This is a genomic window from Sphingobium sp. Z007 (assembly GCF_900013425.1).
GTDB lineage: Bacteria > Pseudomonadota > Alphaproteobacteria > Sphingomonadales > Sphingomonadaceae > Sphingobium.
This window is the reverse complement of record NZ_FBXK01000005.1, coordinates 682158-708055: the sequence shown is the minus strand read 5'-3', so window position 1 is coordinate 708055 and position 25898 is coordinate 682158. Positions and strand designations below refer to the sequence as shown.

General features: G+C 64.3%; 30 protein-coding genes and 1 pseudogene. 9 read left to right on the top strand and 22 right to left on the bottom strand.

The features are described from left to right. The 5 genes from CEQ44_RS11390 to CEQ44_RS11370 form a co-directional block, all read right to left on the bottom strand. A complete protein-coding gene (locus CEQ44_RS11390) occupies window positions 1-651 on the bottom strand; it encodes an SDR family oxidoreductase (RefSeq protein ID WP_088181850.1) in 651 nt (216 codons plus the stop codon). Between the two features lie 73 nt (window positions 652-724). Continuing rightward, a complete protein-coding gene (locus tag CEQ44_RS11385) occupies window positions 725-1186 on the bottom strand; it encodes a VOC family protein (RefSeq protein WP_088181849.1) in 462 nt (153 codons plus the stop codon). 48 nt (window positions 1187-1234) lie between these two features. Further along, window positions 1235-1750 (bottom strand): nuclear transport factor 2 family protein, encoded by a 516-nt coding sequence (locus CEQ44_RS11380; RefSeq protein WP_088181848.1) that lies wholly within the window; start codon window positions 1748-1750, stop codon window positions 1235-1237. A gap of 74 nt (window positions 1751-1824) precedes the next feature. After that, the gene (locus CEQ44_RS11375; protein ID WP_088181847.1) at window positions 1825-2643 is read right to left on the bottom strand and encodes an SDR family oxidoreductase; all 819 of its coding nucleotides are present in this window, start codon (window positions 2641-2643) and stop codon (window positions 1825-1827) included. Between the two features lie 47 nt (window positions 2644-2690). Continuing rightward, entirely contained in the window at window positions 2691-3095 is a 405-nt protein-coding gene (locus CEQ44_RS11370; RefSeq protein WP_088181846.1) for a heme-binding protein, read from the bottom strand. 109 nt (window positions 3096-3204) lie between these two features. Here CEQ44_RS11370 and CEQ44_RS11365 point away from each other — a divergent pair, with 109 nt between their 5' ends. Then, on the top strand, window positions 3205-4098 hold the full coding sequence (locus tag CEQ44_RS11365; protein ID WP_088181845.1) for a LysR substrate-binding domain-containing protein: 894 nt from the start codon (window positions 3205-3207) through the stop codon (window positions 4096-4098). 288 nt (window positions 4099-4386) lie between these two features. Here the strand turns inward: CEQ44_RS11365 and CEQ44_RS11360 are convergent, their stop codons facing one another. The 8 genes and pseudogenes from CEQ44_RS11360 to CEQ44_RS11325 all read right to left on the bottom strand — a co-directional run bounded on the left by CEQ44_RS11360 (window position 4387) and on the right by CEQ44_RS11325 (window position 7869). Further along, a complete protein-coding gene (locus CEQ44_RS11360) occupies window positions 4387-4791 on the bottom strand; it encodes a hypothetical protein (protein WP_088181844.1) in 405 nt (134 codons plus the stop codon). Window positions 4792-4905: 114 nt separating this feature from the next. Next, window positions 4906-5454: a hypothetical protein gene (locus tag CEQ44_RS11355; RefSeq protein ID WP_088181843.1), complete on the bottom strand. Its 549-nt coding sequence runs from the start codon at window positions 5452-5454 to the stop codon at window positions 4906-4908. 84 nt (window positions 5455-5538) lie between these two features. Continuing rightward, entirely contained in the window at window positions 5539-5901 is a 363-nt protein-coding gene (locus tag CEQ44_RS11350; RefSeq protein ID WP_176401095.1) for a TonB-dependent receptor, read from the bottom strand. Beyond that, the gene (locus CEQ44_RS11345; RefSeq protein ID WP_088181841.1) at window positions 5898-6302 is read right to left on the bottom strand and encodes a hypothetical protein; all 405 of its coding nucleotides are present in this window, start codon (window positions 6300-6302) and stop codon (window positions 5898-5900) included. Before CEQ44_RS11345 ends, CEQ44_RS11350 begins: the two co-directional genes overlap by 4 nt. A 178-nt stretch (window positions 6303-6480) precedes the next feature. After that, window positions 6481-6879 carry an STAS/SEC14 domain-containing protein gene (locus CEQ44_RS11340; protein WP_306341407.1) on the bottom strand — a complete coding sequence of 133 codons (399 nt, stop codon included), beginning with the start codon at window positions 6877-6879 and terminating at the stop codon, window positions 6481-6483. Between the two features lie 23 nt (window positions 6880-6902). Continuing rightward, window positions 6903-7252: pseudogene (locus tag CEQ44_RS11335) on the bottom strand (winged helix-turn-helix domain-containing protein). Between the two features lie 65 nt (window positions 7253-7317). Beyond that, complete coding sequence (locus CEQ44_RS11330; protein WP_088181839.1) at window positions 7318-7572, bottom strand: hypothetical protein; 255 nt, start codon at window positions 7570-7572, stop codon at window positions 7318-7320. 78 nt (window positions 7573-7650) lie between these two features. Continuing rightward, the gene (locus CEQ44_RS11325; protein WP_088181838.1) at window positions 7651-7869 is read right to left on the bottom strand and encodes a hypothetical protein; all 219 of its coding nucleotides are present in this window, start codon (window positions 7867-7869) and stop codon (window positions 7651-7653) included. A gap of 155 nt (window positions 7870-8024) precedes the next feature. Between CEQ44_RS11325 and CEQ44_RS11320 the strand changes: the two genes are divergently transcribed. Then, window positions 8025-9137, top strand: a complete 1113-nt coding sequence (locus CEQ44_RS11320; RefSeq protein WP_088181837.1) for a sensor histidine kinase — start codon at window positions 8025-8027, stop codon at window positions 9135-9137. 5 nt (window positions 9138-9142) lie between these two features. Then, window positions 9143-9889 carry a LytTR family DNA-binding domain-containing protein gene (locus CEQ44_RS11315; protein ID WP_088181873.1) on the top strand — a complete coding sequence of 249 codons (747 nt, stop codon included), beginning with the start codon at window positions 9143-9145 and terminating at the stop codon, window positions 9887-9889. Between the two features lie 121 nt (window positions 9890-10010). Here the strand turns inward: CEQ44_RS11315 and CEQ44_RS11310 are convergent, their stop codons facing one another. Both CEQ44_RS11310 and CEQ44_RS11305 read right to left on the bottom strand, forming a co-directional pair. Continuing rightward, window positions 10011-11183, bottom strand: coding sequence for an NAD(P)/FAD-dependent oxidoreductase (locus tag CEQ44_RS11310; protein ID WP_088181836.1), 1173 nt, complete (start codon window positions 11181-11183; stop codon window positions 10011-10013). Then, window positions 11183-11632, bottom strand: coding sequence for a YaiI/YqxD family protein (locus CEQ44_RS11305; protein ID WP_088181835.1), 450 nt, complete (start codon window positions 11630-11632; stop codon window positions 11183-11185). Before CEQ44_RS11305 ends, CEQ44_RS11310 begins: the two co-directional genes overlap by 1 nt. A gap of 244 nt (window positions 11633-11876) precedes the next feature. On the opposite strand from CEQ44_RS11305, the gene CEQ44_RS11300 reads away from it, so the two are divergent. From CEQ44_RS11300 to CEQ44_RS11275, 6 genes are all read left to right on the top strand, one after another. Continuing rightward, on the top strand, window positions 11877-12311 hold the full coding sequence (locus CEQ44_RS11300; protein ID WP_088181834.1) for an iron-sulfur cluster assembly scaffold protein: 435 nt from the start codon (window positions 11877-11879) through the stop codon (window positions 12309-12311). Continuing rightward, a complete protein-coding gene (locus tag CEQ44_RS11295; RefSeq protein ID WP_088181833.1) occupies window positions 12311-14125 on the top strand; it encodes a cation:proton antiporter in 1815 nt (604 codons plus the stop codon). Before CEQ44_RS11300 ends, CEQ44_RS11295 begins: the two co-directional genes overlap by 1 nt. Beyond that, complete coding sequence (locus CEQ44_RS11290; RefSeq protein WP_088181832.1) at window positions 14122-14448, top strand: DUF423 domain-containing protein; 327 nt, start codon at window positions 14122-14124, stop codon at window positions 14446-14448. The genes CEQ44_RS11295 and CEQ44_RS11290 overlap by 4 nt, the downstream gene beginning before the upstream one ends. A 46-nt stretch (window positions 14449-14494) precedes the next feature. Beyond that, window positions 14495-14959, top strand: a complete 465-nt coding sequence (locus CEQ44_RS11285) for a Fur family transcriptional regulator (protein WP_088181831.1) — start codon at window positions 14495-14497, stop codon at window positions 14957-14959. Between the two features lie 50 nt (window positions 14960-15009). Further along, window positions 15010-16938, top strand: a complete 1929-nt coding sequence (gene dxs / locus CEQ44_RS11280) for a 1-deoxy-D-xylulose-5-phosphate synthase (RefSeq protein WP_176400172.1) — start codon at window positions 15010-15012, stop codon at window positions 16936-16938. Window positions 16939-17078: 140 nt separating this feature from the next. Beyond that, a complete protein-coding gene (locus CEQ44_RS11275) occupies window positions 17079-18560 on the top strand; it encodes a DUF4403 family protein (RefSeq protein WP_254913816.1) in 1482 nt (493 codons plus the stop codon). Here CEQ44_RS11275 and CEQ44_RS11270 read toward each other — a convergent pair whose 3' ends face one another. The 7 genes from CEQ44_RS11270 to purE form a co-directional block, all read right to left on the bottom strand. Beyond that, window positions 18561-18974 carry a DUF3035 domain-containing protein gene (locus CEQ44_RS11270; RefSeq protein ID WP_088181829.1) on the bottom strand — a complete coding sequence of 138 codons (414 nt, stop codon included), beginning with the start codon at window positions 18972-18974 and terminating at the stop codon, window positions 18561-18563. It lies immediately after the preceding gene. Then, window positions 18974-19483: a signal peptidase II gene (gene lspA, locus CEQ44_RS11265; protein WP_088181828.1), complete on the bottom strand. Its 510-nt coding sequence runs from the start codon at window positions 19481-19483 to the stop codon at window positions 18974-18976. Before lspA ends, CEQ44_RS11270 begins: the two co-directional genes overlap by 1 nt. Further along, complete coding sequence (gene ileS / locus CEQ44_RS11260; RefSeq protein ID WP_088181827.1) at window positions 19480-22404, bottom strand: isoleucine--tRNA ligase; 2925 nt, start codon at window positions 22402-22404, stop codon at window positions 19480-19482. The genes lspA and ileS overlap by 4 nt, the downstream gene beginning before the upstream one ends. A 146-nt stretch (window positions 22405-22550) precedes the next feature. Then, on the bottom strand, window positions 22551-23477 hold the full coding sequence (gene ribF / locus CEQ44_RS11255; protein WP_088181826.1) for a riboflavin biosynthesis protein RibF: 927 nt from the start codon (window positions 23475-23477) through the stop codon (window positions 22551-22553). A gap of 134 nt (window positions 23478-23611) precedes the next feature. After that, window positions 23612-24100, bottom strand: coding sequence for a dihydrofolate reductase (locus CEQ44_RS11250; protein ID WP_088181825.1), 489 nt, complete (start codon window positions 24098-24100; stop codon window positions 23612-23614). Between the two features lie 127 nt (window positions 24101-24227). Further along, window positions 24228-25298 carry a 5-(carboxyamino)imidazole ribonucleotide synthase gene (locus tag CEQ44_RS11245; protein ID WP_088181824.1) on the bottom strand — a complete coding sequence of 357 codons (1071 nt, stop codon included), beginning with the start codon at window positions 25296-25298 and terminating at the stop codon, window positions 24228-24230. 9 nt (window positions 25299-25307) lie between these two features. Continuing rightward, complete coding sequence (purE, locus tag CEQ44_RS11240) at window positions 25308-25796, bottom strand: 5-(carboxyamino)imidazole ribonucleotide mutase (protein WP_088181823.1); 489 nt, start codon at window positions 25794-25796, stop codon at window positions 25308-25310. Window positions 25797-25898 lie beyond the last annotated feature (102 nt).

Genomic DNA, 25898 nt, shown 5'->3' with positions numbered 1-25898 from the left:
TCAGGCGGCCGGATAGACCGCCTCCCAAGCGGCATTGGGATCAGTGGCGAGGGCCCAGAAGACGTCGGCGGCGCCGCGCGCTTCTTTGGAGCCGGGTCCGACCAGCGTCGCGACAGTCGCGACGCGGATGCGGATACCCTGTTGGTCAAGCGGACCGTTCAACCGCTGCACCATGTTACGCAGCGCGGCCTTGCCGGCGCCGAGCACGGCCCATTCGGCGCTCGGATGAATGGCGAGGCCACCGCCGGTCACCAGGATCGTGCCGCCGCGTGTCCCGAACAGCTCGGTTGCCGCGCGGATGGTGTTGAAGCCGGCGGTCACGTCGATCGCCAGATCGCCCGCGATCTCCGCATCGGTCATCGAGAACAGGTCCTGGTTGCGCACGACGCCGGCGTTGAAGTGCACAATGGTAAGACCGCCCGTCAGCGCCTCCGCCTGGGCGACCGCTGCACGCAGCGCGTCGGGATCGGTGGCGTCGGCCGGAACCGCATGCGCAGAGATACCGTACTCGCTGAGTTCCGCGGTCAGCGCAGCCAGTCGCTCTGCGCTGCGGCCGGTGAGGACGATCTGCCAGCCTTCTCGGCCAAACCTGCGGGCAACCGCCTGGCCGATGCCGGGGCCTGCGCCGATAATCATGATGGACTTGGACATGAGGAGATTCCTTGCGTGAAGAGGAGCTTGCCGCCCCTCGCACGAGGGACGGCTGCTCAGCTTTTGGGGGAGATCAGGCGAGCACCTCGGCCAGCTCGATCAGGTTGCCGAAGGGGTCGCAGAAGAATGCGAGCTTGCGGCTGATTGCGGGGAGCACGAACGGCTCGGTGACGATGGTCACGCCGCGCTCGCGCAGCTTCTCCACCGTCGCATCGACGCTGTCGACCTTGAGGCAGAAATGGTGGTAGCCAGCGTATTTCAGACTATCGCCAAGGTCGGTGTAGGGCCGTACATCCTGCGGCTGCGGATTGCCGCCACCCAGTATCTCGACATAGAAATGATCGTCGGTTGCGGGTGCCACATAGGCGAGCTGCTCGTCGGCATAGTTCCACTTGGCGACGACCCGGAAGCCAAGAATGCCAACATAGAAGTCGAGCGCCGTTTGAAGATCAGGTGTGCGCACCGCGACATGGTGACCGCGCATATCGGCAAAAGGCGATGCGCTGTTGGGCGCAGGGGGGATGAAGTCGGCCATGATGATTGTCCTTTCGTGTGTTGGAGGTGCTGAGGGTGCGTCGGGGGATCACTCGGTGGGCGTGACGCGCGCCCAAAGATCGTTGAAGGCGATGGCATCGAAGAAGGCATTGGCCTCGACCACGCGGCCGGCCTTCATGCGAAAGAACCAAGCGTAGGTGTTGGTGTAAGGCTTGCCGTCCTTCGCATTGCCGGTGGCATCGAACAGGATGACGACGCGGTCGGCTTCGGCCGTGATGCCGCGGACGTTGGGCTTGATGGCGACCGACATCCGGGCATTGAACGGCCGGATGACGTCGCGGAGGAAATCCTCCTTGGTCGGGTAGCGCTTCGACGCGACGCTATTGCCCTCGATCGTCCAGTTGGCGTCGTCGGCGAGCAGTTCGAACGGGTTGCCGGTTCCGGCCTTCCAGGCGTCGAACTTGGCTTCCACGGCCGCCTTGTTCTGGCTTGCGGTCTGCGCCTCGGCGCGGGGGGCAAGGGCGAGAATGGCGACGCTGGCGGCGGCGAAGCCAAGCGTGAAGCGCGCGGCAAAGGGCAACCAGAAACGAGGCTTGCTGGTCATAGTTTTTCTCCGGTGATGGCGGGAGCGGCGGCCCCTGTATGTCAGGGCGCGACCGCCGCTCCTGGTGTTGCGGCTTAGATTTCAGCGTCCCAGGCTGCGGCCTGCGCTTCCTTCAACATGTCCTCGACCGCCTTGGGGCTGACGTTGCGGACCTTGCCGGTATCGGCCGGGACAATGGCGATCATCCGGTCGATCATCTCCCGTGCATCCATATGACCCATCGGCGAGGCAAGGAGCGCGTCGAACGTCGCGCGCAGTTCGGCCGGCTTGGTGAAATTCTTCTCCGCATCGAGCCAGCGGAACGCGGTGTCCGCCATCGTCTCGTTATAGCCGGTATAATAGGCGCCGGGGTTGATCGTCTGCACCTTGATCCCGAAAGGCGCGACTTCCTGGGCGATGGCTTCGGCGATCGACTCCAGCGCATGCTTGGTCGAAACATAGGTGCCCCAGCCGGCCGGCGTGAACAGCCCGCCCATTGACGAGGTGAACACGATCTTCTTGCCGCTGTTGCCCTTTGCGCCGCCCTCAGCGACCCAGCGCTTGATGAATGCCTGCGTCAGTTCCAGCGGCTTAAACACGTTGATTTCGTAGTTCTTGCGGACGAGATCGAGAGGGATTTCGCTCACCGGGCCGCTTTCGCCATAGCCGGCGTTGTTCCACAGCACATCGACATCAAAAGTCTGGATGAACGCCATGTCATAAGGATCGGTCAGGTCGAGCTTCTCGACACGGATATTGTCGAGGCCGCGGCTGGCAACCTTCTCCCGCAGCGCGGCGACCTGCGGCGAGATCTGCGCGGTAGCGATGATGGTGTGGCCAGCCTGCGCCATGCCGATGGCTGCGGCCTCGGCAAAGCCGGAACCTGCGCCGGTGATGAGGATGGTCTTGGTCATTGGTAATTCCTTCCGTTTTAGTGAGCGTTGGTTGCGAGATGAAATGTTCAGCCGATGAGCGCGGCGACTGCGGCTTCGGCGATTTCGATATCCTGGGAAGGAGCGCCGCCGGACACGCCGACCGCGCCGATCACGGTGCCGTCAGGCGCGATGATCGGCAGGCCGCCGGGAAAAGGCATCAGGCCGCCATTGCTGGCTTCGAGATTGGCGGCCGGGGCGCCGGGCTTGCAGTAATCCCACACCGCCTCGCTGCTGATCTGGAACAGCGCCGAAGTGCGGGCCTTGCCGATCGAGACATCGATCGACCCAAGCACCGCGCCGTCCATGCGGACGAAGGCCTTGAGGTGCGCTGCGGCGTCGAGCACCGCGACGTTGGCAGCAATGCCAAGATCGCGGGCGCGGGCGGTGCCAGTGGCGATCATCACATTCGCCTGTGTCATCGTGAGGGTCATCGTCTTGCTCCTGTTTTGCCGCGTTCCCGCTGACAGGAGCTTTTTGCGCTGGTTTCGTTCGCAGGATTAGACGATGAGTTTTCCTGTAAGTGCTGAGTGAGGATCATCAATGCGCGCGACCGACCTTTCCGAGCTTGCCGCCTTCGATGCCGTCGCGCGCCATCGTAGCTTTCGCCGCGCCAGCGAAGAACGGGGGGTGACGGCATCGGCCATCAGCCATGCCGTTTCGAACCTGGAGGCGCGGGTCGGTATCCGCTTGCTCAACCGCACGACGCGCAGCGTGTCGCTGACCGACGCGGGGGCGATGCTGCTCTCCCATCTTTCGCCGGCCTTTGGTGACATCGGCTCGGCACTCGATGCGCTCAACCAGTTTCGCGATACGCCCTTTGGCAAAGTGCGGATCAATGCGCCCAACTCGATAGCGCCGTTCGTGCTGGGACCGATGATCGGACCGCTGATCGCCGCCAATCCGAATCTCGAACTGGAAATTGTCGCGACCGATCGGCTGGTCGACATTGTCGAAGAAGGCTTCGACGCCGGCATCCGGCTTGGCGAGAGCCTGCGCGACGGTATGACGGCGGTGAAGATCAAGCCGCGACTAAAATTCGCCGTAGTCGGATCGCTTGGCTATTTTGAGGGGCGCTCGGTGCCCAGGACGCCAGCCGACCTGTCGGAACACGTCTGCATTCGCAACATGTACCCCAGCGGGGTGGGCTATCCTTGGTCGTTCGGTCGCAACGGGGAGGAGATCGACGTTGAGGTGAACGGCCCGGTGGCGCTGCACGATCACGAACTGATGATTGAAACCGCGCTCGCTGGCGTCGCGCTGGCCTATGTCTGGGAGGACAGGGCACGGCCCTATGTTGAGAGCGGACGGCTGGTGTCCTGTCTCCACGATTGGATCGTGCCCGAGGACTGGCTCTACCTCTACTATCCGACGCGCCGATACATCTCGGCTGGCCTGCGCGCCGTCATAGACTCTCTTAAGGCTGCGAGCAGTTGATTAAACGCGAGTGAGGGGGAGCCGATTACAGCAGTGTTCCTGCATCGGCGGTGGAAGGCCATGTTGATCGCTTGCCGTCGTTTGCAGTTCGAGAACGAGCGATGGTCTCCGCCATAAGGGCCGCATAATGGATCGGAAAATCGGCGAGTTTGGTGATTACTCGGTGATTACTTTCCTACAATTCTACCGCCGACAGTGCATTTTTTACCTTTCTATATCAAAGATATAGTTAGGCATTGAGCATATGGCCTGGTACTTCCGCTACCGCCGCAGCTGAACCCGCTACGGCTAGCCCGGATCAAACAAGCCCATCGGCGCGCCATATTCATCGGGCCAGGCCAGATAGTAGACGTCGGTCGGCCCGACGACAAAGTCCCGCACGATCCACCGCCCGTCCTTCTGCTCCAGCAAGGCATAGATGTCCGGCCCATCGAATATGCCCGCCGCGACCCGTTCGGCATGATGCGTCTTGCGAAAATCGATCGCCCCGCCCGCCGGTGTTTGCGGCACGACATGGGCGAACGCCCACCTGTCCTGCCGCCGCAGCCGGTGCACCACGAACTTGACCTTCTGCATGAGGTCGCGCTCGATCGAAGGGCGCAGCGCATCGAGCAGCACCCGTCGCTGCGGATCGGCGACGCCGATATCGCTCGCCCCGGCCAGCGCGGCCATCACCATCATCGTCGCGATCATCCGCCCCTCCCGTCAAAGCAGGCGCGATAGCCCAACCATACGCCGCTGGACATGAAAAAGGCCGCGCAAGGGCCCCCACCCCACGCGGCCTCTTCCAATGCGAACGAGCGCGGCTCAGTTCGCCTTGGAAAGATCCACCTTTTCCACCCATTCGGGGTAGAAGGTCGGCTCGCGGTTGGACCAGCCTACCGCCGTTGCCGCCGCTTCGCTGATCGACTGGAGCAACGCGCGCCGCTTTTCGGGATGCAGATGCGGCAGGCTGGCCGCCGCGCAGAAAGCGCCCGGCAACCAGGGCCGCGCCCCCGCGCCCAGCAGGCGCTCATAGAGGAAGCGGTAGGAGGAAAAGCTGCCCAGCCGGTCCTGGCCGAGGTCAAAGGCGGACACCGTCACCAGCGGCGCCATGAACGGCTCCACCTGTTCCAGGCCGCTATCGTCGGGCACGCGCGCTTTGATATCGTCCAGCCGCCCATAAATACGGGCCTGTGCCCGGATGGAGGCTTCCTCCACCATGTCGCGGGACCATAGCTTCATCGCGTCGCGGCGATGCAGCCCGATATCCAGCGATCTGCGAATATAGCGTTGCGTGGAGGATGAGAAGCTCGCGAACTCTCGCAGTTCCGCCAGGGTTACAGCCCCATCCGCCGGTCTTGCACTCGTACCCATGTCATGCCCTCCGACTTGAAGTCGTAGGATGGAACATGCGCCCTCTATGGTTACTGAAGGCTTAAGGGCCTGTTCCACCGCCATTCACAAGGGACCAGATTTCTTTTTGCAGCGCAACATGTAAATCTCATGACTGCGGCGAATGGAATTTTCGGCAGGCATCTCAAGGACCAAACACACCGCCCACAGCGCCAGCCTCAGCCGCCCAATGCCGTGCGCATCGTTATGCCAATGGTGCGCGGATCGCTCGGCGCCCACGATCAAACCGCTATTGTCGGCCTGCACCGTCAGACTCTGCATATAGTCCTTGTCGAAGATGTTCCGCGCGAACACCGCCACTTCCCAGCGGCCCGTGCGATAACCGATGCTGCCATTGACCAGCGTATAGCCCCTGATGGCGGTATAGGCCGATCCGGTCGCGTCGCCAAAAATCCTGGTCCGCGTCACCGTATCGGCGCGCAGCACCACCTCGCCGGCTTCAACGTCGGCGCGACCCGCACATGCACCTGCGCGCAACAGTTATTCTTGAAATTGGACCAGTCGCCGATGAGCCGCAGCGAAACATCATCGGATGACGCAAACAGCAATTGCCCGCGGATCGCGTCATTATGGATATTATTCTGATCCTCGTCCCGCGCGCTATTGCGGATATATCCATCCTGCCGCGTCACCGATCCCGACAGGCGGAACGCCAGCACATCGCCCGCGATCGGCCCCGTTACTGCCGCCTTGGCCTTTAGAAAATCGCGGCTGCCATAGGACAATTCCGCCTCCCCACCCCAATCGAAGCCCGGCTTTTTCGACAGGATGTTGATCGCGCCGGCCGTCCTGTTCTTGCGCCACGCCAAATGTCCAGGCGGCCGATCCCATCAGGGCCGCCGCTACTATCTTCATCCCTGTCGCCACCCCCTAATCCCCCATCATGCGCGGGATCGATAACCGGGCTGCAAAGGATTCGCTATATACAATCAAATATAACGATGAAAATGCGCAGCAGGCGTCTCACTCGCTGTCGCTTTGATCGTGTCAGGCCACCGCTGGCTGCGCTTCCATCAGCCAGACAAACGCCTCTTCCGCATCGGTGAAGATGCGCAGATAGGATTGCGTCATCTCGCGCCGCACCTGCAATTTGGCGATGGCGCTTGGCGTCACGATGGCGATGCGCGACGCCCGCGGAAACAGTCCTTCGCCCAGATGTTCGCGAAACGCCGCCACAGCATCCTGCGGCTGCACCAAGCTGCGGCGCATATCCATGCGCAACCGATAGCCCGGCGAAAAGCCCTCGGCTACGAAACGCCTCTTCACGTCCCGTGCATAGGCGGCGACACTCTCGCCGCTGAACAGGCCATGCCAGCTGATGTCGAGCAGGTTGATATCGTGGCGAAAATATATGTCGTACATGAGTGAAACCTCCACGGCCCTCATGCCCGATCCGCCTTACCGAAATATTAGTCTGCTGCCTGGGCTGCCAAAGGCTCGGCACGCAATAGCCGCTCCAGCACCGGCCACGCGCCGTCGCCCGCCGCCACAGCCGCCCGCTGCAAAACCCGGTAGTCGCGCAGCACGCCGCCCCCATTGCGGTCAGCCGCGCGCCCTCGCTCGACGTCGCGACCAGCGGCTCCGCCCAGCAGCGGTTCATCACATCGACCAGCAGCCAGCAGCGACGATAACTCATGCACAGCTTGCGTCCGGCGGCCGAAATCGACCCCTCGCCCGCAATCGCGTCTAACAGGTCGGCCTTGCCTGGCCCCATGGCGATCTGGTCGCCGCAATAAATCTGGATCTTGACTTTCAGCATCGCCCCATCGTCCTGCCACAAGAGGGCAGGATGGCCAATGCCGGCGACAGGATCAGGCGCGCGCTTCAGGCTCCGGTGCGCCGCTCCAGCACCGCGCCGATCATGGAACGCCATACACCGACATCGCCCGCCTGCGCCATCTGGGCATCGGGCTCGCGCAATGTGTGCAGGATGGCATAGGCGTCATCGACATGGTCGGGCCAGGCGGCATCCACCGCGCCGGCCGCATGAGGATCGATGCCACCGCCATTCTGGCTCAACTGGCGACCGGCCAGGACGCGGGCGATACGTTCGATGGCGGGGGTGGTGGATGTTGGCATGGACGGCAAACTCCTCTCTTGCGGGTGGCGGCGGTTTCGCTCTGCCGCCGCCACAATAGCATGTTCGTTCCGGCGGAGCTACGCGTCCTTGCCGTCCTTATAGCCTGACGACGGCACCGGGTCGCCATGGTCGCCCGGCTTGGTGGTCGATGGCGGATCGGATGCATCCATCGAATCCTTCAGGCTCTCGTCGCGCTTCTCGTCATGATGCAGCACATGATCCTGCCCGTCGCTCTCGCGGTCGTCGCCCGCTTCCTCGCGGCTGTTGGGACGCATATCGGTCTTGTTGTCCGTCATTGTGTCTCTCCTGTATCTGACAGGTTCAACGGACGGCGCGGCGGCGCGGTTCCCCCCTGCCTCGCCCCGTCCGCTTCGACCAACATCGCCGCCCGTTCGACCAGCAACGACGCGGCCTACAGACTTTTCCCACGCCACGGCGTAGGACAGATGGCATGACTGATCTTCCCGAAGACGGCGATCGCGGCGTAGCGCCGTCGATCGCGCTCTATTCCATTCTGGGTTTCTGGTTCTTCTACGCCATACTCGTGACCCTGCGCGCCGCCGTGATGGGCTTTGAATCGCAGGGCGAACTGAGCGTCCGCCGCGCTGTCGTCACCGTCATCGGCATCGTCGTCACCTGGATACTCTATCTGGTGCTGCGCCGCTTCGACGCCAAGCCTTTGAGCGTCCGTGTCGTCGCCGCCTTCTCCCTCGCCGCCCCCTTCGCGCTCGCCATGGCGTCGGCCAATTTCTACATGTTCAACGTCTATGATCCGGTGAACATCTTTGCCGACGGCGACCGTGGCAAATATGCCAGTGAAGAGGCGTTCGCGCTGATCCAGATCGTGGAGGACGCGATCAGCCGCTACTTCTTCCTAGCCGCCTGGGCCGGCCTTTATCTGGCCCTCTCCTACGCCAGCGAAGCGCATCGCACCGAACGCCGCGCCGCCCGGCTGGAACGCGCCGCCCAGCAGGCCGAACTGCGATCCCTGCGCTATCAGGTGAACCCGCATTTCCTGTTCAATACATTGAACTCCCTCTCCACCCTGGTCATGCGCAACCGCCCGGACGAAGCGGAACAGATGATCATGTCGCTTTCCAACTTCTACCGCACCAGCCTGACCGGCGACCCGCTGGAGGAAGTGCCGCTGGAGGAAGAAGTCCATCTCCAGAAACTCTATCTGGATATCGAATCGGTCCGCTTCCCCGATCGCTTGAAGACGGTGGTGGACATTCCGCCCGCGCTGATGAACGCCTGCGTCCCTGGCCTCATCCTCCAGCCGCTGGTTGAAAACGCGATCAAATATGGCGTCTCGCGCACCTCCAGCCCAGTCGAGATCCGCATCACAGCGCGGGAGGATGGCGACCTGCTGCACATCGCCGTCACCGACGATGGCGACAATCCGCCGGGCCGGTCGGACAGCGGCAGCGGCATCGGCCTTGCCAATGTGCGTGATCGGCTAACGGCGCGCTTTGGGGATCAGGGCCAGATCGTCTATGGTCCGCGCGAGGGGAAGGGCTTTTCCGTTCTCCTTACCTTGCCCATCATCCGCCGGGGTTGCTGACGCCCATGTCCATCCGCACCATGATCGTCGATGACGAACCGCTCGCCGTCGAACGCCTCCAGATGCTCTGCGCCCGCGAACCGCGCATCGCCCTGGTCGGCACCGCCACCGACGGCGAAGCGGCGCTGCGCCTGATCGAAGGGCTGAAACCCGACCTCGTCATGCTCGACATCGCCATGCCGCTGCTCGACGGCATCGGCGTCGCCCGCGCGGTCGGCCGCATGGGCATCCGCCCCGCGGTGATCTTCGTGACCGCCTTCGAAGGGTTCGCGGTGGAAGCGTTCGATCTCGCCGCAGTCGACTATCTGCTCAAACCCGTCGCCCATGATCGCCTGACCCGCGCGGTCGACCGGGTGGAAGTCGCGCTGCGCCACCAGTCCCCCGACGCCGCGCCCGCCATCTCCAGCACCGCGCAGCCCGAATGGGCCGAGGAATTCTGGGTGCCGCACCGCTCCGAACTGATCCGCATCGCCACCGACCAGATCGACCGGATCGAGGCGGAACGCGACTATATGCGCCTGCATGTCGGCGGCCACAGCTATCTGCTGCACCAGACCATCAGCAGCCTGGAGGAACGACTCGACCCCCAGCAGTTCGTTCGCCTGCACCGCAGCCATATCGTCCGCCGCGACCATATCGCCCGGCTGCGCCACGACGGCAGCGGCGTCTGGTTCGCGGCGCTGGCCGACGGCGGCGAAATTCGCATCGGCCGGACGTTCCTGGCGAACGCACGGGCGATGACGGGGCGGTAAAACAACTTATATCAAACCAGATCCGTTCGTCCTGAGTAGCCATTGAGCGAAGTCGAAATGGCGTATCGAAGGATGCGGCACTGCGCATGATGCTTCGATACGGGTGTCAAGTTACGACAACCTACAAAGCCTGCCCGGCCGCCCATCCACTGGCCCAGGCCCATTGGAAATTATACCCCCCCAGCCATCCAGTGACATCCACCGCCTCGCCGATCGCATACAGCCCCGGCACCTTGGCCGCCTCCATCGTCCGCGAAGACAGACCGGCCGTCGCGATGCCGCCCACCGTCACCTCCGCCTTGGCATAGCCCTCAGTCCCCGACGGCGCGAACGGCCAGTCGCTTAAGCGCGCGCCCACCTGCCGCAGCGCCTTGTCGGACAGATTGCCCATCTCCCCCTGCACCCCGATCCGCTCCAGCAGCGTATCGGCCAGCCGTTCGGTCAGCGCTTGCGCAACCACCTTGCGCAGCATCACCCGCGGCCGGTCGCGCTTTTCCGCCAGCAGCCAGTCCGCCGCCTTGTCCGGCAGGAAATCCACCTGGATCGGCGTGCGATGCTGCCAATAGGAGGATATCTGCAACATCGCCGGCCCAGACAGCCCGCGATGCGTGAACAGCGCCGCCTCGCGGAAGCGCGTCTTGTTCCAGCGCACTTCGACATCGGCCGACACCCCCGCCAGCGACTGGAACAGCGCCTCTTCCGGCCCCAGGGTGAAGGGCACCAATGCCGGGCGCGGCTGCACGATGCTGAGGCCAAAATGCCGCGCCACATCATAGGCGAAGCCGGTCGCGCCCATCTTCGGGATCGACGGCCCGCCGGTCGCCAGCACCAGAGCAGGCGCGCGATACACCGTCCCACCGATCGTCACCCGATACAGGCCATCGCCATGGTCGACATCCGCGATCGGCTGCCCCAATGCCAGCGTCACGCCGCCCTTGGCACATTCCTCCTCCAGCATCGCGACGATCTGCTTGGCCGATCGGTCACAGAATAACTGGCCCAGCGTCTTCTCATGCCAGGCGATGCCGTAGCGATCGACAAGCCGGATAAAGTCGGACGCCGTATATCGCCCCAGCGCCGACTTGGCGAAATGCGGATTGGCCGACAGGTAGCGGTCGGCGGCGATATGGATATTGGTGAAATTGCACCGCCCGCCGCCGGAAATCAGGATCTTCTTGCCCACCGCATCGGCATGGTCGATCAGCAGCACCCGCTTGCCCCGCTGCCCCGCCGTCGCCGCGCACATCATCCCCGCCGCGCCCGCGCCCAGCACGATCGCGTCATAGTCCGCCATCACCGCCCTCGCTTTAAGCGAACGATCGCCTCGTCCAGCGTCTGGAGAAAGCGCGACCGGTCATTCTTGCCGAAGGGCGGCGGCCCGCCAATCTGATCGCCGCCTGCCCGCAAATCCGCCATGATCGCCCGCGTCGCGATCGCCGCGCCGATCGAACTGTGCGTGAAGGGCTTCCCGTTGGGCGAGATGACCGTCGCCCCCGCCTTCAAGCAACGATCGGCCAACAAGATGTCCGCGGTGATGCACACCGAACCGGCATCGGCCCGCTCGGCGATCCAGTCGTCCGCCGCATCAAATCCGTCGCTCACCACCACCCGGTCGAGCAGCGGATGGGCGGGAATACGGATCGGACTGTTGCTCACGATCGTCACGGGGACTTCATGCCGCCAGGCGACCTTGTAGATCTCCTCCTTCACGGGGCAGGCATCGGCATCGACCAATATCTTCATGGCTCTGGGCGATAGGCTGCCGGATGCAATGAAACCAGTCTATTTCGGTGCCAGAGTATGGCCCCACCATCATATCCGTTCGGGCTGAGCCTGTCGAAGCCCCGTCCTTCTTTTGAAGTAAAGCCCTTCGACAAGCGCAGGGCGAACGGCGTGACATGATCGGATTGAGAGCGGGTTGAGCTTATTTCGCCTCCCGCCATTCCCCGCCTTCACCCCGCGCCGCTCCTGTCCTACATGGGTCGGCATGAACGCCCCTTCCAACGCCCCCCTGTATAACAAGGACATATTGCGGCTCGCCGCCGGCATCCCGCACCACCAGCGGCTGCCGGACGCGCAAGCCAGCGTCGAAAAACGCTCCCCCACCTGCGGATCGCGCATCACCGCCGACGTGCGGATGGCCGACGGCCGCCTCGCCGACATGGGTCTGGACGTAAAGGCCTGCGCATTGGGCCAGGCATCCGCCGCCCTGATGGCGGGCCATGCCATCGGTCTCACCGCCGACGAACTGGCCGACGCCCGCGACAAACTGGCGGCCTATCTGGCGGGCGAGAGTGACGATCTCGACTTTTGGCCCGGCCTCGCCGTCCTCGCCCCGGCGCGCGGCTATCCGGCCCGCCACGCCTCGATCCGCCTCGGCTTCGAAGCGATCGCCGAAGCCGCCAGACAAGCCGACGCCTGATGTCCGTATCCGCATCGTCCGTTCCCCCGGTGCCCGTCAGCGCCACCGACATTCTCCTGTCCGAAGGCGTCATCCTGCTCGGTGCCGCCGTGCTCTTTGTCATGCTCTTCCGCCGCTTCGGCCTCGGTGCGGTACTTGGCTATCTCGTCGCGGGCGCGCTGGTCGGTCCGCAGGGGCTGGGCCTCGTCGGCGGCGGCGAATCGAAGCTTGCCATCGCCGAAATCGGCATCGTCCTGCTGCTGTTCCTCGTCGGCCTCGAACTCCACCCCGCCCGCCTCTGGCGCCTGAAACGCGACATTTTCGCGCTCGGCTTGGCGCAAGTGGTGCTGTGCGGCTGCATCCTCACTGCCATCATCTTCTATTCGACCGGCTTTAGCTGGGGCGCGGCGATCGCGCTCGGCCTGCCGCTCGCTTTGTCCTCCACCGCGCAGGTGCTGCCGGGCCTCAAGTCCAGCGGCCGTATCAACTCGCCCTTTGGTGAGAAGGTCTTCTCGATCCTGCTGTTCCAGGATCTCTCGATCGTCCCGCTTATCACCATCGTCGCCGCCCTCTCCCGCAACCCCGCCGATGCCGGCGGCCCGCCAGGCTGGATGATGGCGGGCTACACGCTTGCCGCCATCGCCGGTCTGGTCCTCGCCGGCCGCTTCATCCTGCGTCCGCTGCTGGGGCTGGTCGGCCGCATGGGCGAGCGCGAGATGTTCGTCGTCGTCGGCCTCTTCACCGTGCTCGCCGCCGCCGCGCTGATGCACAGCCTGCACCTCTCGACCGCGCTGGGCGCTTTCGTCGCGGGCGTCATGCTCGCCGATTCGCCCTACCGGCATGAAATCGAATCTGACGTCGAGCCCTTCCGCTCGATCCTGCTCGGCCTCTTCTTCCTGGCCGTCGGCATGGTGCTGGACCTGCGCGCCGTCGCTGCCAACCCGCTGTTCGTCCTTTCCATGGCCGCCATCCTGGTCGCGACCAAGGCGGCGATCATCGCCGGCCTGGCGCGCCTGTTCGGCATGGAATGGCGCCCGGCGCTTGGCGCGGGCCTGCTGCTCAGCCAGGGCGGCGAATTTGGCTTCGTCCTCTTCACCCAGGCGCAGAACGCCCTGCTGATCGCGCCGCAAGCCGCCAGCCTGTTCGCCGCCATCGTCACCTTCTCCATGGCGACGACGCCCTTCCTGATGCTGTTCGCCCGCCGCTTCGAATTTGCCAAGCCCAAGGATCATGACCTGCCCGGCCCGGAGGATGCGCCGCGCGGCTCCGCCATCATCGTTGGCTATGGCCGCTTCGGTCAAACCGTGGCGCAGATGCTGATGGGCCACGGCTTCGGTGTGACCCTGATCGACAAAAAGCCTGCGCAGATCGAGGTGTCGAGCCGCTTCGACATGAAGGTCTATTATGGCGACGGCACCCGCATGGACCTGCTGCACCGCGCCGGCGCGGACGAAGCGCGCCTCATCGCCTTCTGCATCGATGACCCCTCGCTCGATTCGCGCGCACTCCAACCGATCGCGCAGGCCTTCCCCCAGGCCGCCCTGATGGTCCGCGCCTTCGACCGGCGGCAAGTGCTGGAACTGCAGGATATGGACCTCGCCGGCATCGTCCGCGAAGTCTATGAATCGGCGATCTGCATGGGCGTGCAGGCGATGCAGTCGCTCGGCGTGCCGGAGGAGGAGGTCGCGGAAGTCGAACGCCAATATCGCCAAAACGATGCCGAACGCATGGCGCTCCAGACCGAACATGGCACGCTGCTCGCGGCCAAGGACTTGATGTATCGCCCCGGCAAGTCCATGCGACTCCTCAGCAGAGGGGATGGAGAAAAGGCATGATCGCGATACTGGCCTGCCTGTCGGCGGCGCTGGCGATCGGGGCCGGCGCGTTCGGCGCGCATGGCGTCACCGATCCCAAGGCCGCGGAATGGCTGCGCACCGGCGGTGTCTATCAGCTGATGCACGCGGTCGCCGCGATCGCCATCACCGGCGTAGCCCGCGGTGCGGCGGCGCTGATGCTCATCGGCGCGGCGATCTTCGCCCTCACCCTCTACACGATGGCGCTGGGTGGACCCAAATGGCTGGGCGCTATCACGCCGATCGGCGGTGTTCTGATGATCGTGGGCTGGCTCTGGGCCGCACGGTCCTTTGGCCAGCGTTGATGCACCGCCCTTGCCCCCGGTGCCGTGCAAGCCTAGATTGACCGGCATGGCCGACCATCACCACCATCACGAACCGACCGGCACGAAGCTCGCCGACGCCGCGCGCCTGACGCTGGAGGCGCAGGAAGAACAATGGACGCCGATGCGCGCCGCCATTTTCGATGCCCTCGCGGCTGAGGAACGGCCGGCATCGGCCTATGACATCGCCGATACCGTGTCCAAGACGCGCGGCAAGCGCGTCGCCCCCAACAGCGTCTATCGCATCCTAGACCTGTTCGTGACGAACAACATCGCGATGCGGGTGGAAAGCGCCAACGCCTATATCGCCAACGCCCATCCCGGCTGCCACCATGACTGCATCTTCCTGGTCTGCCGCAACTGCAAGCAGGCCACCCATGTGGATGACGACAAGGTGACTGGCGACGTGCGCGCCGTGGCCGCCCACGAAGGCTTTCATGCCGAACGGCCGGTGATCGAGATATTGGGCACCTGTGCGAAATGCGCCACGTAAAGAGCGCCGTTGTGCTTGCCCAAGGCACGGCCTAGCCGCTACACGAGTCTATGTCTTTGATGAATGACCGCCCGGAAACCCCGCTCCTCGACCAGGTCGTCTGGCCGTCGGACCTGCGCGTGCTTAAGCCCGACCAGCTGCGCCAGCTGGCCGACGAACTGCGCCAGGAAGTGATTTCCGCCGTCGGCGTGACCGGCGGTCATCTGGGGTCGGGCCTGGGCGTGGTCGAACTCACGACCGCGATCCATTATGTGTTCGATACCCCCCAGGACAAGCTGGTGTGGGATGTCGGCCATCAATGCTATCCCCACAAGATATTGACCGGCCGGCGCGACCGCATCCGCACGCTGCGCATGGGCGGCGGCCTGTCCGGCTTCACCAAGCGCGCCGAAAGCGAATTCGACCCCTTCGGCGCGGCGCACAGCTCCACATCGATCAGTGCCGCTTTGGGCTTCGCCGTCGCCAACAAGATGCAGGATCGCCCTGGCAAGGGCATCGCCGTGATCGGCGACGGCGCGATGTCGGCGGGCATGGCCTATGAAGCGATGAACAACGCGCGCGCGGCAGGCAACCGCCTGGTGGTGATCCTCAACGACAATGACATGTCGATCGCGCCCCCAGTCGGCGGCCTCTCCGCCTATCTCGCCCGGCTGGTCACCAGCCGCGAATTTCTGGGCCTGCGCGATCTGGCCAAGAAGCTGGCGCGCAAGCTTCCCCGCCCGCTCCACAACGCCGCGCGCAAGACGGACGAATTCGCTCGCGGCATGGCGATGGGCGGCACCCTGTTCGAGGAACTGGGCTTTTACTATGTCGGTCCGGTCGACGGCCATAATCTCGAACAGCTGATCCCGGTGCTGGAAAATGTCCGCGATGCAGCCGAAGGCCCTTGCCTCGTCCATGTCGTCACGCAGAAGGGCAAGGGCTATGGCCCGGCCGAGGCGGCGGCGGACAAATATCATGGCGTCCAGAAATTCGACATCATCACCGGCGCGCAGGCCAAGGCCCCACCGGGACCGCCCAGCTACACCAATGTCTTCGCCCAGGCGCTGATCGCCGAAGCGCAGCGCGATCCCAAGATATGCGCCATCACCGCAGCGATGCCGTCCGGCACTGGCCTCGACAAATTCGAACTCGCCTTCCCCGCCCGCACCTTTGACGTCGGCATCGCCGAACAACATGCCGTCACTTTCGCCGCGGGCCTCGCGGCCGAAGGGATGCGTCCCTTCTGCGCCATCTATTCGACCTTCCTGCAACGCGCCTATGATCAGGTCGTGCATGACGTCGCGATCCAGAATTTGCCCGTGCGCTTCGCCATCGACCGCGCCGGCCTGGTCGGCGCCGACGGATCGACCCATGCGGGCAGTTTCGACGTCACCTATCTCGCCACCCTGCCCAACATGGTGGTGATGGCCGCCGCAGACGAAGCCGAACTGGTCCACATGGTCCACACCTGCGCGATGCATGACAGCGGCCCGATCGCGCTGCGCTATCCGCGCGGCAACGGCACCGGCGTCGCCATGCCCGAAATCCCCGAACGGCTGGCAATCGGCAAGGGCCGCATCGTGCGCGAAGGGCGTCAGGTTGCCATCCTCTCGCTCGGCACCCGCCTGGAAGAAGCGCTCAAGGCCGCCGAAGCGCTGGAGGCCAAGGGTCTCTCCACCACCGTCGCCGACCTGCGCTTCGCCAAGCCGCTGGACGAAGCGCTGATCCGCAAGCTGCTGACCACCCACGAAGTCGCCGTGACGATCGAGGAAGGCGCGATCGGTGGCCTGGGCGCGCATGTCCTAACGCTGGCGAGCGACCTGGGGCTGATCGACAATGGCCTGAAACTACGCACGCTGCGCCTGCCCGATATCTTCCAGGACCAGGACAAGCCGGAAAAACAATATGCCGACGCCCGTCTGGACGCCGACGCGATCGTGGATACGGTCCTGACCGCCCTGCGCCACAACAGCGTAGGCACAGAGGCGCGGGCCTGAGTGAGAACAGGAACCAAACTCACTCCGCAAACGTAATGGTTGAACCGTGCCGTCACAACGCTGAACGGCACTACCATTAGGGGCGGAGGCAAGGGTTGGCGGTGGATGATCAGGCTGGATGGCAGGCGCGTCGTAACCACTTGTCTGTCCTTTTCGCGTTAATCCTATGCGCCGCATGTCAGCAAAAGCCCGCCGACATCGCGCCGCCCCGCGCCACCGATCCTGTCCCGGCACCCCGTGAGAAGTCTCTCATCGCAGTGCCCGTCGATGCGGATGCCGATGCGCTGCGCGAGGCGATCGAACAAGCCGTGCCGCGCACCCTATGGACCATCAACCGGCGCGAACCGCGCTGTGTCGCGCCGCAAAAGGTCAAGATATTCGGCGGCGAGCTAAAGGTGACGCCGCCGATCGGCTGCACCATCGTCGGCACCGTCAACCGCGGTCCGGTCAGCCTGCGCGGCGAGGGGCGGGAGATCATCGCCGACCTGCCCATCCATGCCAGCATCAGCGCGCGCGATGTGGGCGGCGTGCTGAAAGGCGAAACCGCCACCGGATCGGCCATGGTGCAGGCGCGCATCACCATCGACTTGGCCCGCGACTGGACACCTAAGGGGACGGTGCGGCTCCATTATGACTGGACTACGCCGCCCGGCATCGATTTCCTGGGTCAGCGTATCCGCTTTACCGACGAAGCCGATGCAAAACTGCGTCCCATCGTCGCCCGGCTGGAGCGGGATTTGCCGCGCGAACTCAGCCGGATGAACCTGCGCGCCGAAGCGGAAAAGCTATGGCGGCAGGCCTTCGCCACGCTGGCCTTGAACAAGGAAAACCCGCCGGTGTGGATGCGCGTCAGCCCGCAGAAGATTTTCTACAACGGCTACACGATGCGCGGCCGCTCGATCCGGCTGGACCTGGGCATGGAGGCGATAACGGAAACCTTCGTCGGAGACCGCCCGCCAGCGCCCCAGCCGGCGGCCTTGCCGCCACTCGACAACGCGCCGGCGCGTAACCGCTTGTCCTTCTATTTGCCGGTGACGGCCGACTATCGCCAGCTTCAACCCGTCATCCAGCGCGCCCTGACGAAACGCGCCGCACGGCCTTTCGACCTGCCCGGTGTCGGCCCGGTGACCGCGCGCTTTTCCAACGTGACCTGCTATGGTGCCACGGGGGGGCGGGTCGCGGTGGGCGTCGATATCGCCGCCCGGCCCGCCGATTCCAAAGAGGATATCCATGGCCGCATCTGGCTGGCGGCGCGGCCGGTCAATGCCGCCAACTCGCCACGCGTGGGCTTCGTCGATCCCGTCATCACCGGCGACACGGACGGCGTTAGCGGTGACACGCTATTGGCGATCGGGCAAAGCCCTGGCTTCTCCAACCTGATCGCCAGCGCGCTCGGTCAGAATTTCGCCAAGGATATAGCCAAGCTAAAGGGCAAGATCGCGCGCGCCATTGCGGAAAAACGCGAAGGCGACTTTGTCATCCATGCCCATGCGGACCGGTTCGATATCGGCCAGATCCATGCTTATGGCCAGGGACTGCACCTGCCCGTCCGCGCGACGGGCAAGGCGCAGATCAGCTATCAGCCGACCGGCGCGGCCAAGCAAGCCGCGCCGTCCGATTAATTAAGGCTGCGGCGTCGCGGCGCGCGCTTCCTGGCCGTCGCCTTCGGGTGCGGCGATGATGTCGCGAGTGGTGGCGCCCTTGTCCACAACCTCAGTGCCCGGATCGCCGACAGACGACCGGATGCCCGATGCGGCATTGGCGCGACCGGCGGCGTTCAGCGTGGCGCCTTCACCCGCGCTGCGGGCGGCGGGGCCGCCGAACATCGCGTCCATCGCCGCCTTGCTCGAATCGACCGAAGCCGCGGCCGGCGTGCCAGGCGCGGGCGGCACCAGCGCGAAGTCGGGCGGGATCACCAGTGGCGCCTGGCGCGAGACGGCGAATTCGTCGGGGCGCTCGCGGTTCATCAGGCCACCGCCGCCGCCACAGGCGGACAGGATGGACACAAGGCCGGCAGCGAGGATCAGTTTACGCATTACTTCAAAGTCTCCGTCTTTGCGCCCTTGTCGCGCAGCAGCAACGCCCGCGCAAGCAGGATCAACACGCCGATGGTGATGGCGGCGTCGGCCAGGTTGAAAATCAGGAAGGGCCGCCATTCGCCGATATGCAGGTCCGCATAATCAATGACATAGCCCAGCCGCACGCGGTCGACGATATTACCGATCGCACCGCCCAGCACCAGCCCCAGCGCCGCGACATCCTGCCGCGCCTTTTCCCGCCACATCCACACGCCAACGAAGGCGGAGATAAGGACGGTCATCCCCACCAGCCCCCAACGCGCCGTGTCGGTGTCGGCATGGAAAAAGCCCATCGAAACGCCACGATTTTCCAGCCAGCGCAGGCGGAAAAAGGGCAGGATGTCGATCCCCTCCAGCCGGCTTTTCAGCGCCAGTGGATAGGTGACCGTATATTTGATAAGCTGGTCGAGCGCGAGCGTCACGATCGCGACGGTCAGGCCGAGCGGGCGGTGATTGATGGCGCTCATGCCTTCAACACCGCATCACAACGGTCGCACAGCGTGCCGTCCTCGCTCACTTCCGGCAGCTTGCGCCAGCAACGACCGCATTTGTGCCATGCGCTGGGCGTGACGACGATGCCGTCGCCCTCACCCATGGTCACGCGGGCGACGATCGCCACTTCGGCGAAATCAACGTCGCCCACCGGCAACAGTTCGCCCATGGTGACGTCGGCGTCCAGGCTGGATCGCACGATCTTCTCGCGCCGCAACGGCTCGATCGCCTCGTTCACCTGCTCGCGCTGGTTGCGCAATTCGGTCCATTTGCTGTCCAGATCGCTGTTCAACCAGTGCGTGTCGATCTCCGGCCATTCCAGGAAATGGACGCTCTCTTCTTCGCTGGGGAAGCGGCTCTGCCACACTTCTTCCGCGGTGAAGGGGATGATCGGCGCGGCATAGCGGACCAGCGCGTGGAACAGCGTATCCAGCAGCGTGCGATAGGCACGGCGCTTGGGGTCGCTCTTCGCATCGCAATAGAGGCAATCCTTGCGGATATCGAAGAAGAAGGCCGACAGGTCGCTATTGGCGAAATCGAACAGCGCGCGGGTATAGCGGCTGAACTCCAGCCACGTCTCGCTACCCTTGCTCTTGTCCACAACGCCACGCAGTTCCGCGTCCAGCGCCGCCAGCCGATGGAGCATATAGCGCTCCAACTCCGGCATGTCGGCATAGGACACCGCTTCCGTTTCTTCATCATAATCGGCCAGCGCGCCGAGCATATAGCGGAACGTATTGCGCAACTTGCGGTAGGCGTCGGACGACCCGGCCAGCACTTCCTTGCCGATCCGCACGTCATCGAAATAATCGGTGCTGGCGACCCAGACGCGCAAAATGTCCGCGCCGCTTTCGCCCATGATCTTGAGCGGATCGACCACATTGCCAAGGCTCTTGGACATTTTCTTGCCCGTGCCGTCCAGCGCGAAACCGTGGGTCAGCACCGCCTTGTACGGCGCCTGCCCCCGCGTGCCGCAGCTTTCCAGCAGCGAGGACTGGAACCAGCCGCGATGCTGGTCCGATCCCTCGATATAGAGGTCAGCGCGGGTGCCCTCGCCATAGCGGCCTTCGACCACGAAGCTGTGGGTCGAACCGCTGTCGAACCAGACGTCCAGAATGTCGTTCACGACCTCATAGTCGGCAAGGTCGTAATCCGGGCCAAGCAGCGCCTGATGATCCGCCCCGAACCAGGCATCCGCGCCCGCGCCCTTGAACGCGTCGATGATGCGGGCATTGACCGCAGCATCGACCAGATATTGCCCGCTCTTGCGATGGACATAGAGCGCGATCGGCACGCCCCAGGCGCGCTGGCGACTGATGACCCAGTCGGGGCGGCCTTCGACCATGGAGCGGATACGGTTGGTGGAGCGCTCCGGCACCCAGCGGGTCTGGGCAATCGCATCGACAGCGATCTCGCGCAGGGTCGCGCCGTTGCTGACGACCGGGGTCGGCATGACGCCGCCGTCCACATCGGCAAACGCGCCTTCCTGCGACTTATCCATCGGGATGAACCATTGCGGCGTGCAGCGATAGATGATCCGCGCCTTCGACCGCCAGCTATGGGGATAGCTGTGGCGGAAGTCGCTGGCCGACAGCAACGCGCCCGCTGCGCGCAGGTCGGTGCAGATCGGGCCGTCCGCGCCATTAAACTTGGTGTTGATGACGCTACCCTGCCCCGGCAGCCATTCCCAATCGTCACGATAGAAGCCGGCATCATTCACCGCAAACACCGGGTCGATGCCCAGCTTCTTGCAGGCGATGAAATCCTCCTCGCCATGGTCGGGCGCCATATGGACAAGGCCCGTACCCGCGTCGGTCGTGACATGGTCGGCGGGGAGTAAGGGGCGTGGCTTGGCGAAGAAGCCGCCGAAAGCGTGCATCGGGTGACGGGCGACAGCGCCAGCGAGATCGGTGCCTTTAAAAGTCGCTTTGCAATTAAGAGTGATGTTTGCGCCTTGCGTGGCCCAAACGGCAGAAAGGCGCCGTTCAACTGCCTCCATGAGATCAGTTGCGACTAGAAATAACTTTCCAGCGAACTGCTCCGTGGCCGGATGATTTTTTACACCGCTCCAATCGTCATCACTGATTGTGACAAGCGCCGTTGCCGAGCAAAGAGCATACTCAATCCCCTCCCCAAAGGCGATCGCCTGGTTTACCGGGATTGTCCAGGGCGTCGTCGTCCAGATCACCGCATGCGCACCGACCAACTCCGGCGCGTTAGGCGCTTCCACGATCTCGAACGCCACGTCGATCTGGGTCGACGTCACATCCTCATATTCGACTTCGGCCTCGGCCAGTGCGGTCTTTTCGACCGGCGACCACATCACAGGCTTCGCCCCGCGGTACAACTGCCCGCTCTCTGCGAATTTTAGCAGCTCGCCGACGATCGTCGCTTCCGCGTCGAACTTCATGGTGAGGTACGGATCGGCCCAATCGCCCATCACGCCCAGACGCTTGAACTGTTCCTTCTGCACGCCGACCCATTTGTCGGCATAGGCGCGGCACTGGGCGCGGAACTCCTGGGCGGGCACCTCGTCCTTGTTTAGCTTCTTCTTGCGATATTCCTCTTCGATCTTCCATTCGATCGGCAGGCCGTGGCAGTCCCAGCCTGGCACATAGGGCGCGTCCTTGCCCAGCAAGGATTGCGATCGGACAATGATGTCCTTCAAGACCTTGTTCATCGCATGGCCCATATGGATGTCGCCATTGGCGTAGGGCGGGCCGTCATGCAGGATGAAGCGCTCACGCCCCGCCCGCCGCTCGCGCAGCTTGCCATAGAGGTCCATCGCCTCCCACTTGGCGGCGATCGCCGGTTCCTTCTGGGCAAGGCCGGCCTTCATCGGAAAGTCGGTGACGGGCAGGAAGACGGTGGACTTATAGTCGGGCTGGTCGGTCATATGGGGTCCGGCAACAAAATTACCCCGTTGGTCCTGAGTAGCCATTGAGCGAAGTCGAAATGGCGTATCGAAGGATATATGCTTCGATACGGGCCTTCGACAAGCTCAGTCCCTACTCAGCACGAACGGCTGAGGTGAGCGCGGCCTTAAGCGAGCCGGGGCGTTCCCGCAAGGATTTGCCGCGCATCGTCGCAGTCCTGCGCGATCCCGGCCATCAGCGCGTCCAGCCCATCATATTTCCGCTCGGCATGCAGATAGGCGATCAACTGCACCTCGATTTGCCTGTCGTACAGGCTTTCGGCGAAATCGAAGAAATGCGGCTCCAGCAATTCCTTGGGCGGATCGAAACTCGGCCGGATGCCCAGGTTTGCCGCGCCATCCAACACGCGCCCGTCCGGCAAAATGCCCCGCACCGCGTAAATGCCATAGGCAGGGCGTAGATACGGCCCCATGTCGATATTGGCGGTCGGAAAACCGATGGTGCGGCCCAGCTTGTCGCCATGCTGCACCATGCCCTGGATGGCGAAGGGCCGGGTCAGCAGACGGGTAGCGGTGCCGCAATCTCCGGCCCTGAGCGCGTCTCGGATGCGGCTGGAGGAGATAACGCCCGCCCCATCCGCGACTGGCGCAACCGCTTCGGCGGCAAGGCCCAGGTCGCCGAAACTGGCGATCGTGCCGCTGCGCCCTTTGCCGAAGGTGAAATCCTCGCCCGTGACCACGGCGGCAACGCCCATATCCTTAACCAGCAGCCGCACATAGGCGGCCGCATCCAGCGCCGCCATTTCCGGCGTGAAGGCGAAGACCAGCATCGCATCCGCCCCGGCTTTTGCGAACAGCGCGGCGCGCTGGTCCAGCGTGGTGAGGCGGAACCAAGGCGTATCGGGCCGGAACAATCGCATGGGATGCGGGTCGAAGGTCGCGACGATCGCCGGACGCCCTTCGGCGCGGGCGCGCGCTATGGCGCGGCCGACCACCGCCTGGTGGCCGCCATGAAACCCATCGAAATTACCGAGCGCCATGATGCTGCCGCGCAGATGCGCAGGAACCGGGGCGCCGCTAGAAAGCCGCTCCATGGCGCGGCCTATAGGGGGGCGGAAGGGGCGTGGCAATCAGGATGCTTGCTATCCGATCGTCATTGCGAGCGTGGCGAAGCCATCCATTGGCGCTCCGTGGTTTGCTTCGCTACGCTCGCAATGACGAAGACAATTCAACGCCGCACCAACGTCACGAAACTATAGGCCGGTCGCCCGTCCGCCGCCTCATGATCCGCCCGCGCCGTCTCCTGCCAGTCCGCCGGATCAGGATAGGCGATACTGGCGTCACCCTCCGCGTCCAGATGCACTTGCGTCAATTCGATCCGACCGGCCAGCGGGAGAAACAGCCGATAGATTTCCGCCCCCCCGATCACCATCACCACCGGCGCATCCGCCAGGGCGATCGCCCCATCGATATCATACGCGACCTCCGCCCCCGCCCCGCGCCACGCCCGATCGCGCGTCAGCACGATATGGCGACGGCCGGGGAGCAGGCCAGGCAGGCTGTCGAACGTCTTGCGCCCCATCACCATCGGATGACCCAGCGTCACCGCCTTGAAATGTTTGAGGTCGGCGGGCAAGCGCCAAGGCAGGTCGCCATCGCGGCCGATCACGCCATTATCGGCGCGGGCAAGGACAAGGGTGATGGATGCGCGATTCATCCGCCCCAACCCTCGTCATTCCCGCGCAGGCGGGAACCCATCTCCCAAGGTCGCGGATGGGGATAGCGTCGGTGATGGATCCCCGCTTGCGCGGGGATGACGGACCGGAAAAAGCGCGGCGCGGCGCTCACAGCGTCAACCGCGTCACATGCCCCATCTTGCGACCGCGCCGCGCCTCATGCTTGCCATAGAGGTGCAGATGATTGGCCGGATCGGAAAGGATCGCCAGCCAATCGCCAGCGTCATCGCCGATCAGGTTGCGCATCGCCACGCCCTGCGCCGCCAGCGCAGTATCGCCCAGTGGCAGCCCGCAAATCGCGCGGACATGGTTCTCGAACTGGCTCGTCACGGCGCCCTCGATCGTCCAATGGCCGCTATTATGAACGCGCGGCGCCATCTCGTTGAAAACCGGCCCGTCGGCGCTGGCGAAAAACTCGCAGGTCAGCACGCCGACATAGTCGAGCGCATCGGCGATTTTCTGCGCCATATCCCGCGCCTGCGCCATCTGCCCCGCGATCACCGCGCCCGCTGGCACGGTCGACGTCGCCAATATGCCATCGACATGCACATTCGCGGCCGAATCCCAGAAACGCACCGCGCCGTCATGCCCGCGCACCAGGATCACCGAAAATTCCTGGTCGAAGGTAACGAACCCTTCCAATATCGCGCTTTGCCGGCCGATCGCGTTCCACGCCCCCACCGCATCGCCCGGCTCGGCCAGGCGGGCCTGTCCCTTCCCGTCATAGCCCATGCGATTGGTTTTCAGGATCGCACGGCTACCCACCTGCTCGATCGCGCTTTCCAGATCGTCCAGGCTCTCAACCGGCGCGAACGGTGCCGTCAGCCCGCCCAAGTCGCAGACGAAGCGCTTTTCCGCCAGCCGGTCCTGCGCCACGCGCAAAGCCTGGGCGCCGGGCCGCACCAGCCCATGGGTGGACAGCACCTCGACCGCGGCGGGATCGATATTCTCAAACTCATAAGTGACGACATCGACGCTGTCGGCAAAATCGCCCAGCGCTTGCGGGTCTTCATAGGCGCCGCGCGTCCAGTTGGGGGACACGTCGGCCGCCGGGCCGCTCTCTTCGGGCGCATAGATATGCGTGCGATAGCCCAATTGCGCAGCGGCGGTAGCGATCATCCGGCCAAGCTGGCCGCCGCCAAGGATGCCGATAGTCGAGCCGGGCGCGATAGTCGTCATGGGGTCGGCTCAATCCTCGACGGTTTCGACGACGGCCTCGGTCTGGCGCGCGCGCCAGGCGTCCAGCCTTTCAGCCAGCGCATCGTCGGTCGTCGCCAGGATCGATGCCGCCAACAGCCCGGCGTTGATCGCGCCGGGCTTGCCGATCGCCAGCGTGGCGACGGGGATGCCGCCCGGCATCTGGACGATGGACAGCAGCGAATCCATGCCTTTCAGCGCCTTGGATTCGACTGGCACGCCCAACACCGGCAGGCGGGTCATCGATGCGGTCATGCCGGGCAGATGCGCCGCCCCGCCAGCCCCGGCGATGATGACCTTCAACCCCCGGCCAACCGCGCCAGTGGCGTAATCATAGAGGCGCTGGGGGGTGCGGTGCGCGGACACCACCTTGCATTCATGGGGCACGCCCAGCGCGTCGAGCGTTTCGGCGGCATGGCGCATCGTGTCCCAATCGGACCGCGATCCCATGATGATGCCGACCGTGACTGCCCCGCTCATGTTGCTTCCCCTCAACGCGCGGCTATCGAGCCGCCCGGAAAGCAAAGCCCCTTAGCGGGCGGGCCGCCGGGGGGCAATGCTATTCCGGTGGGATGGCGCACG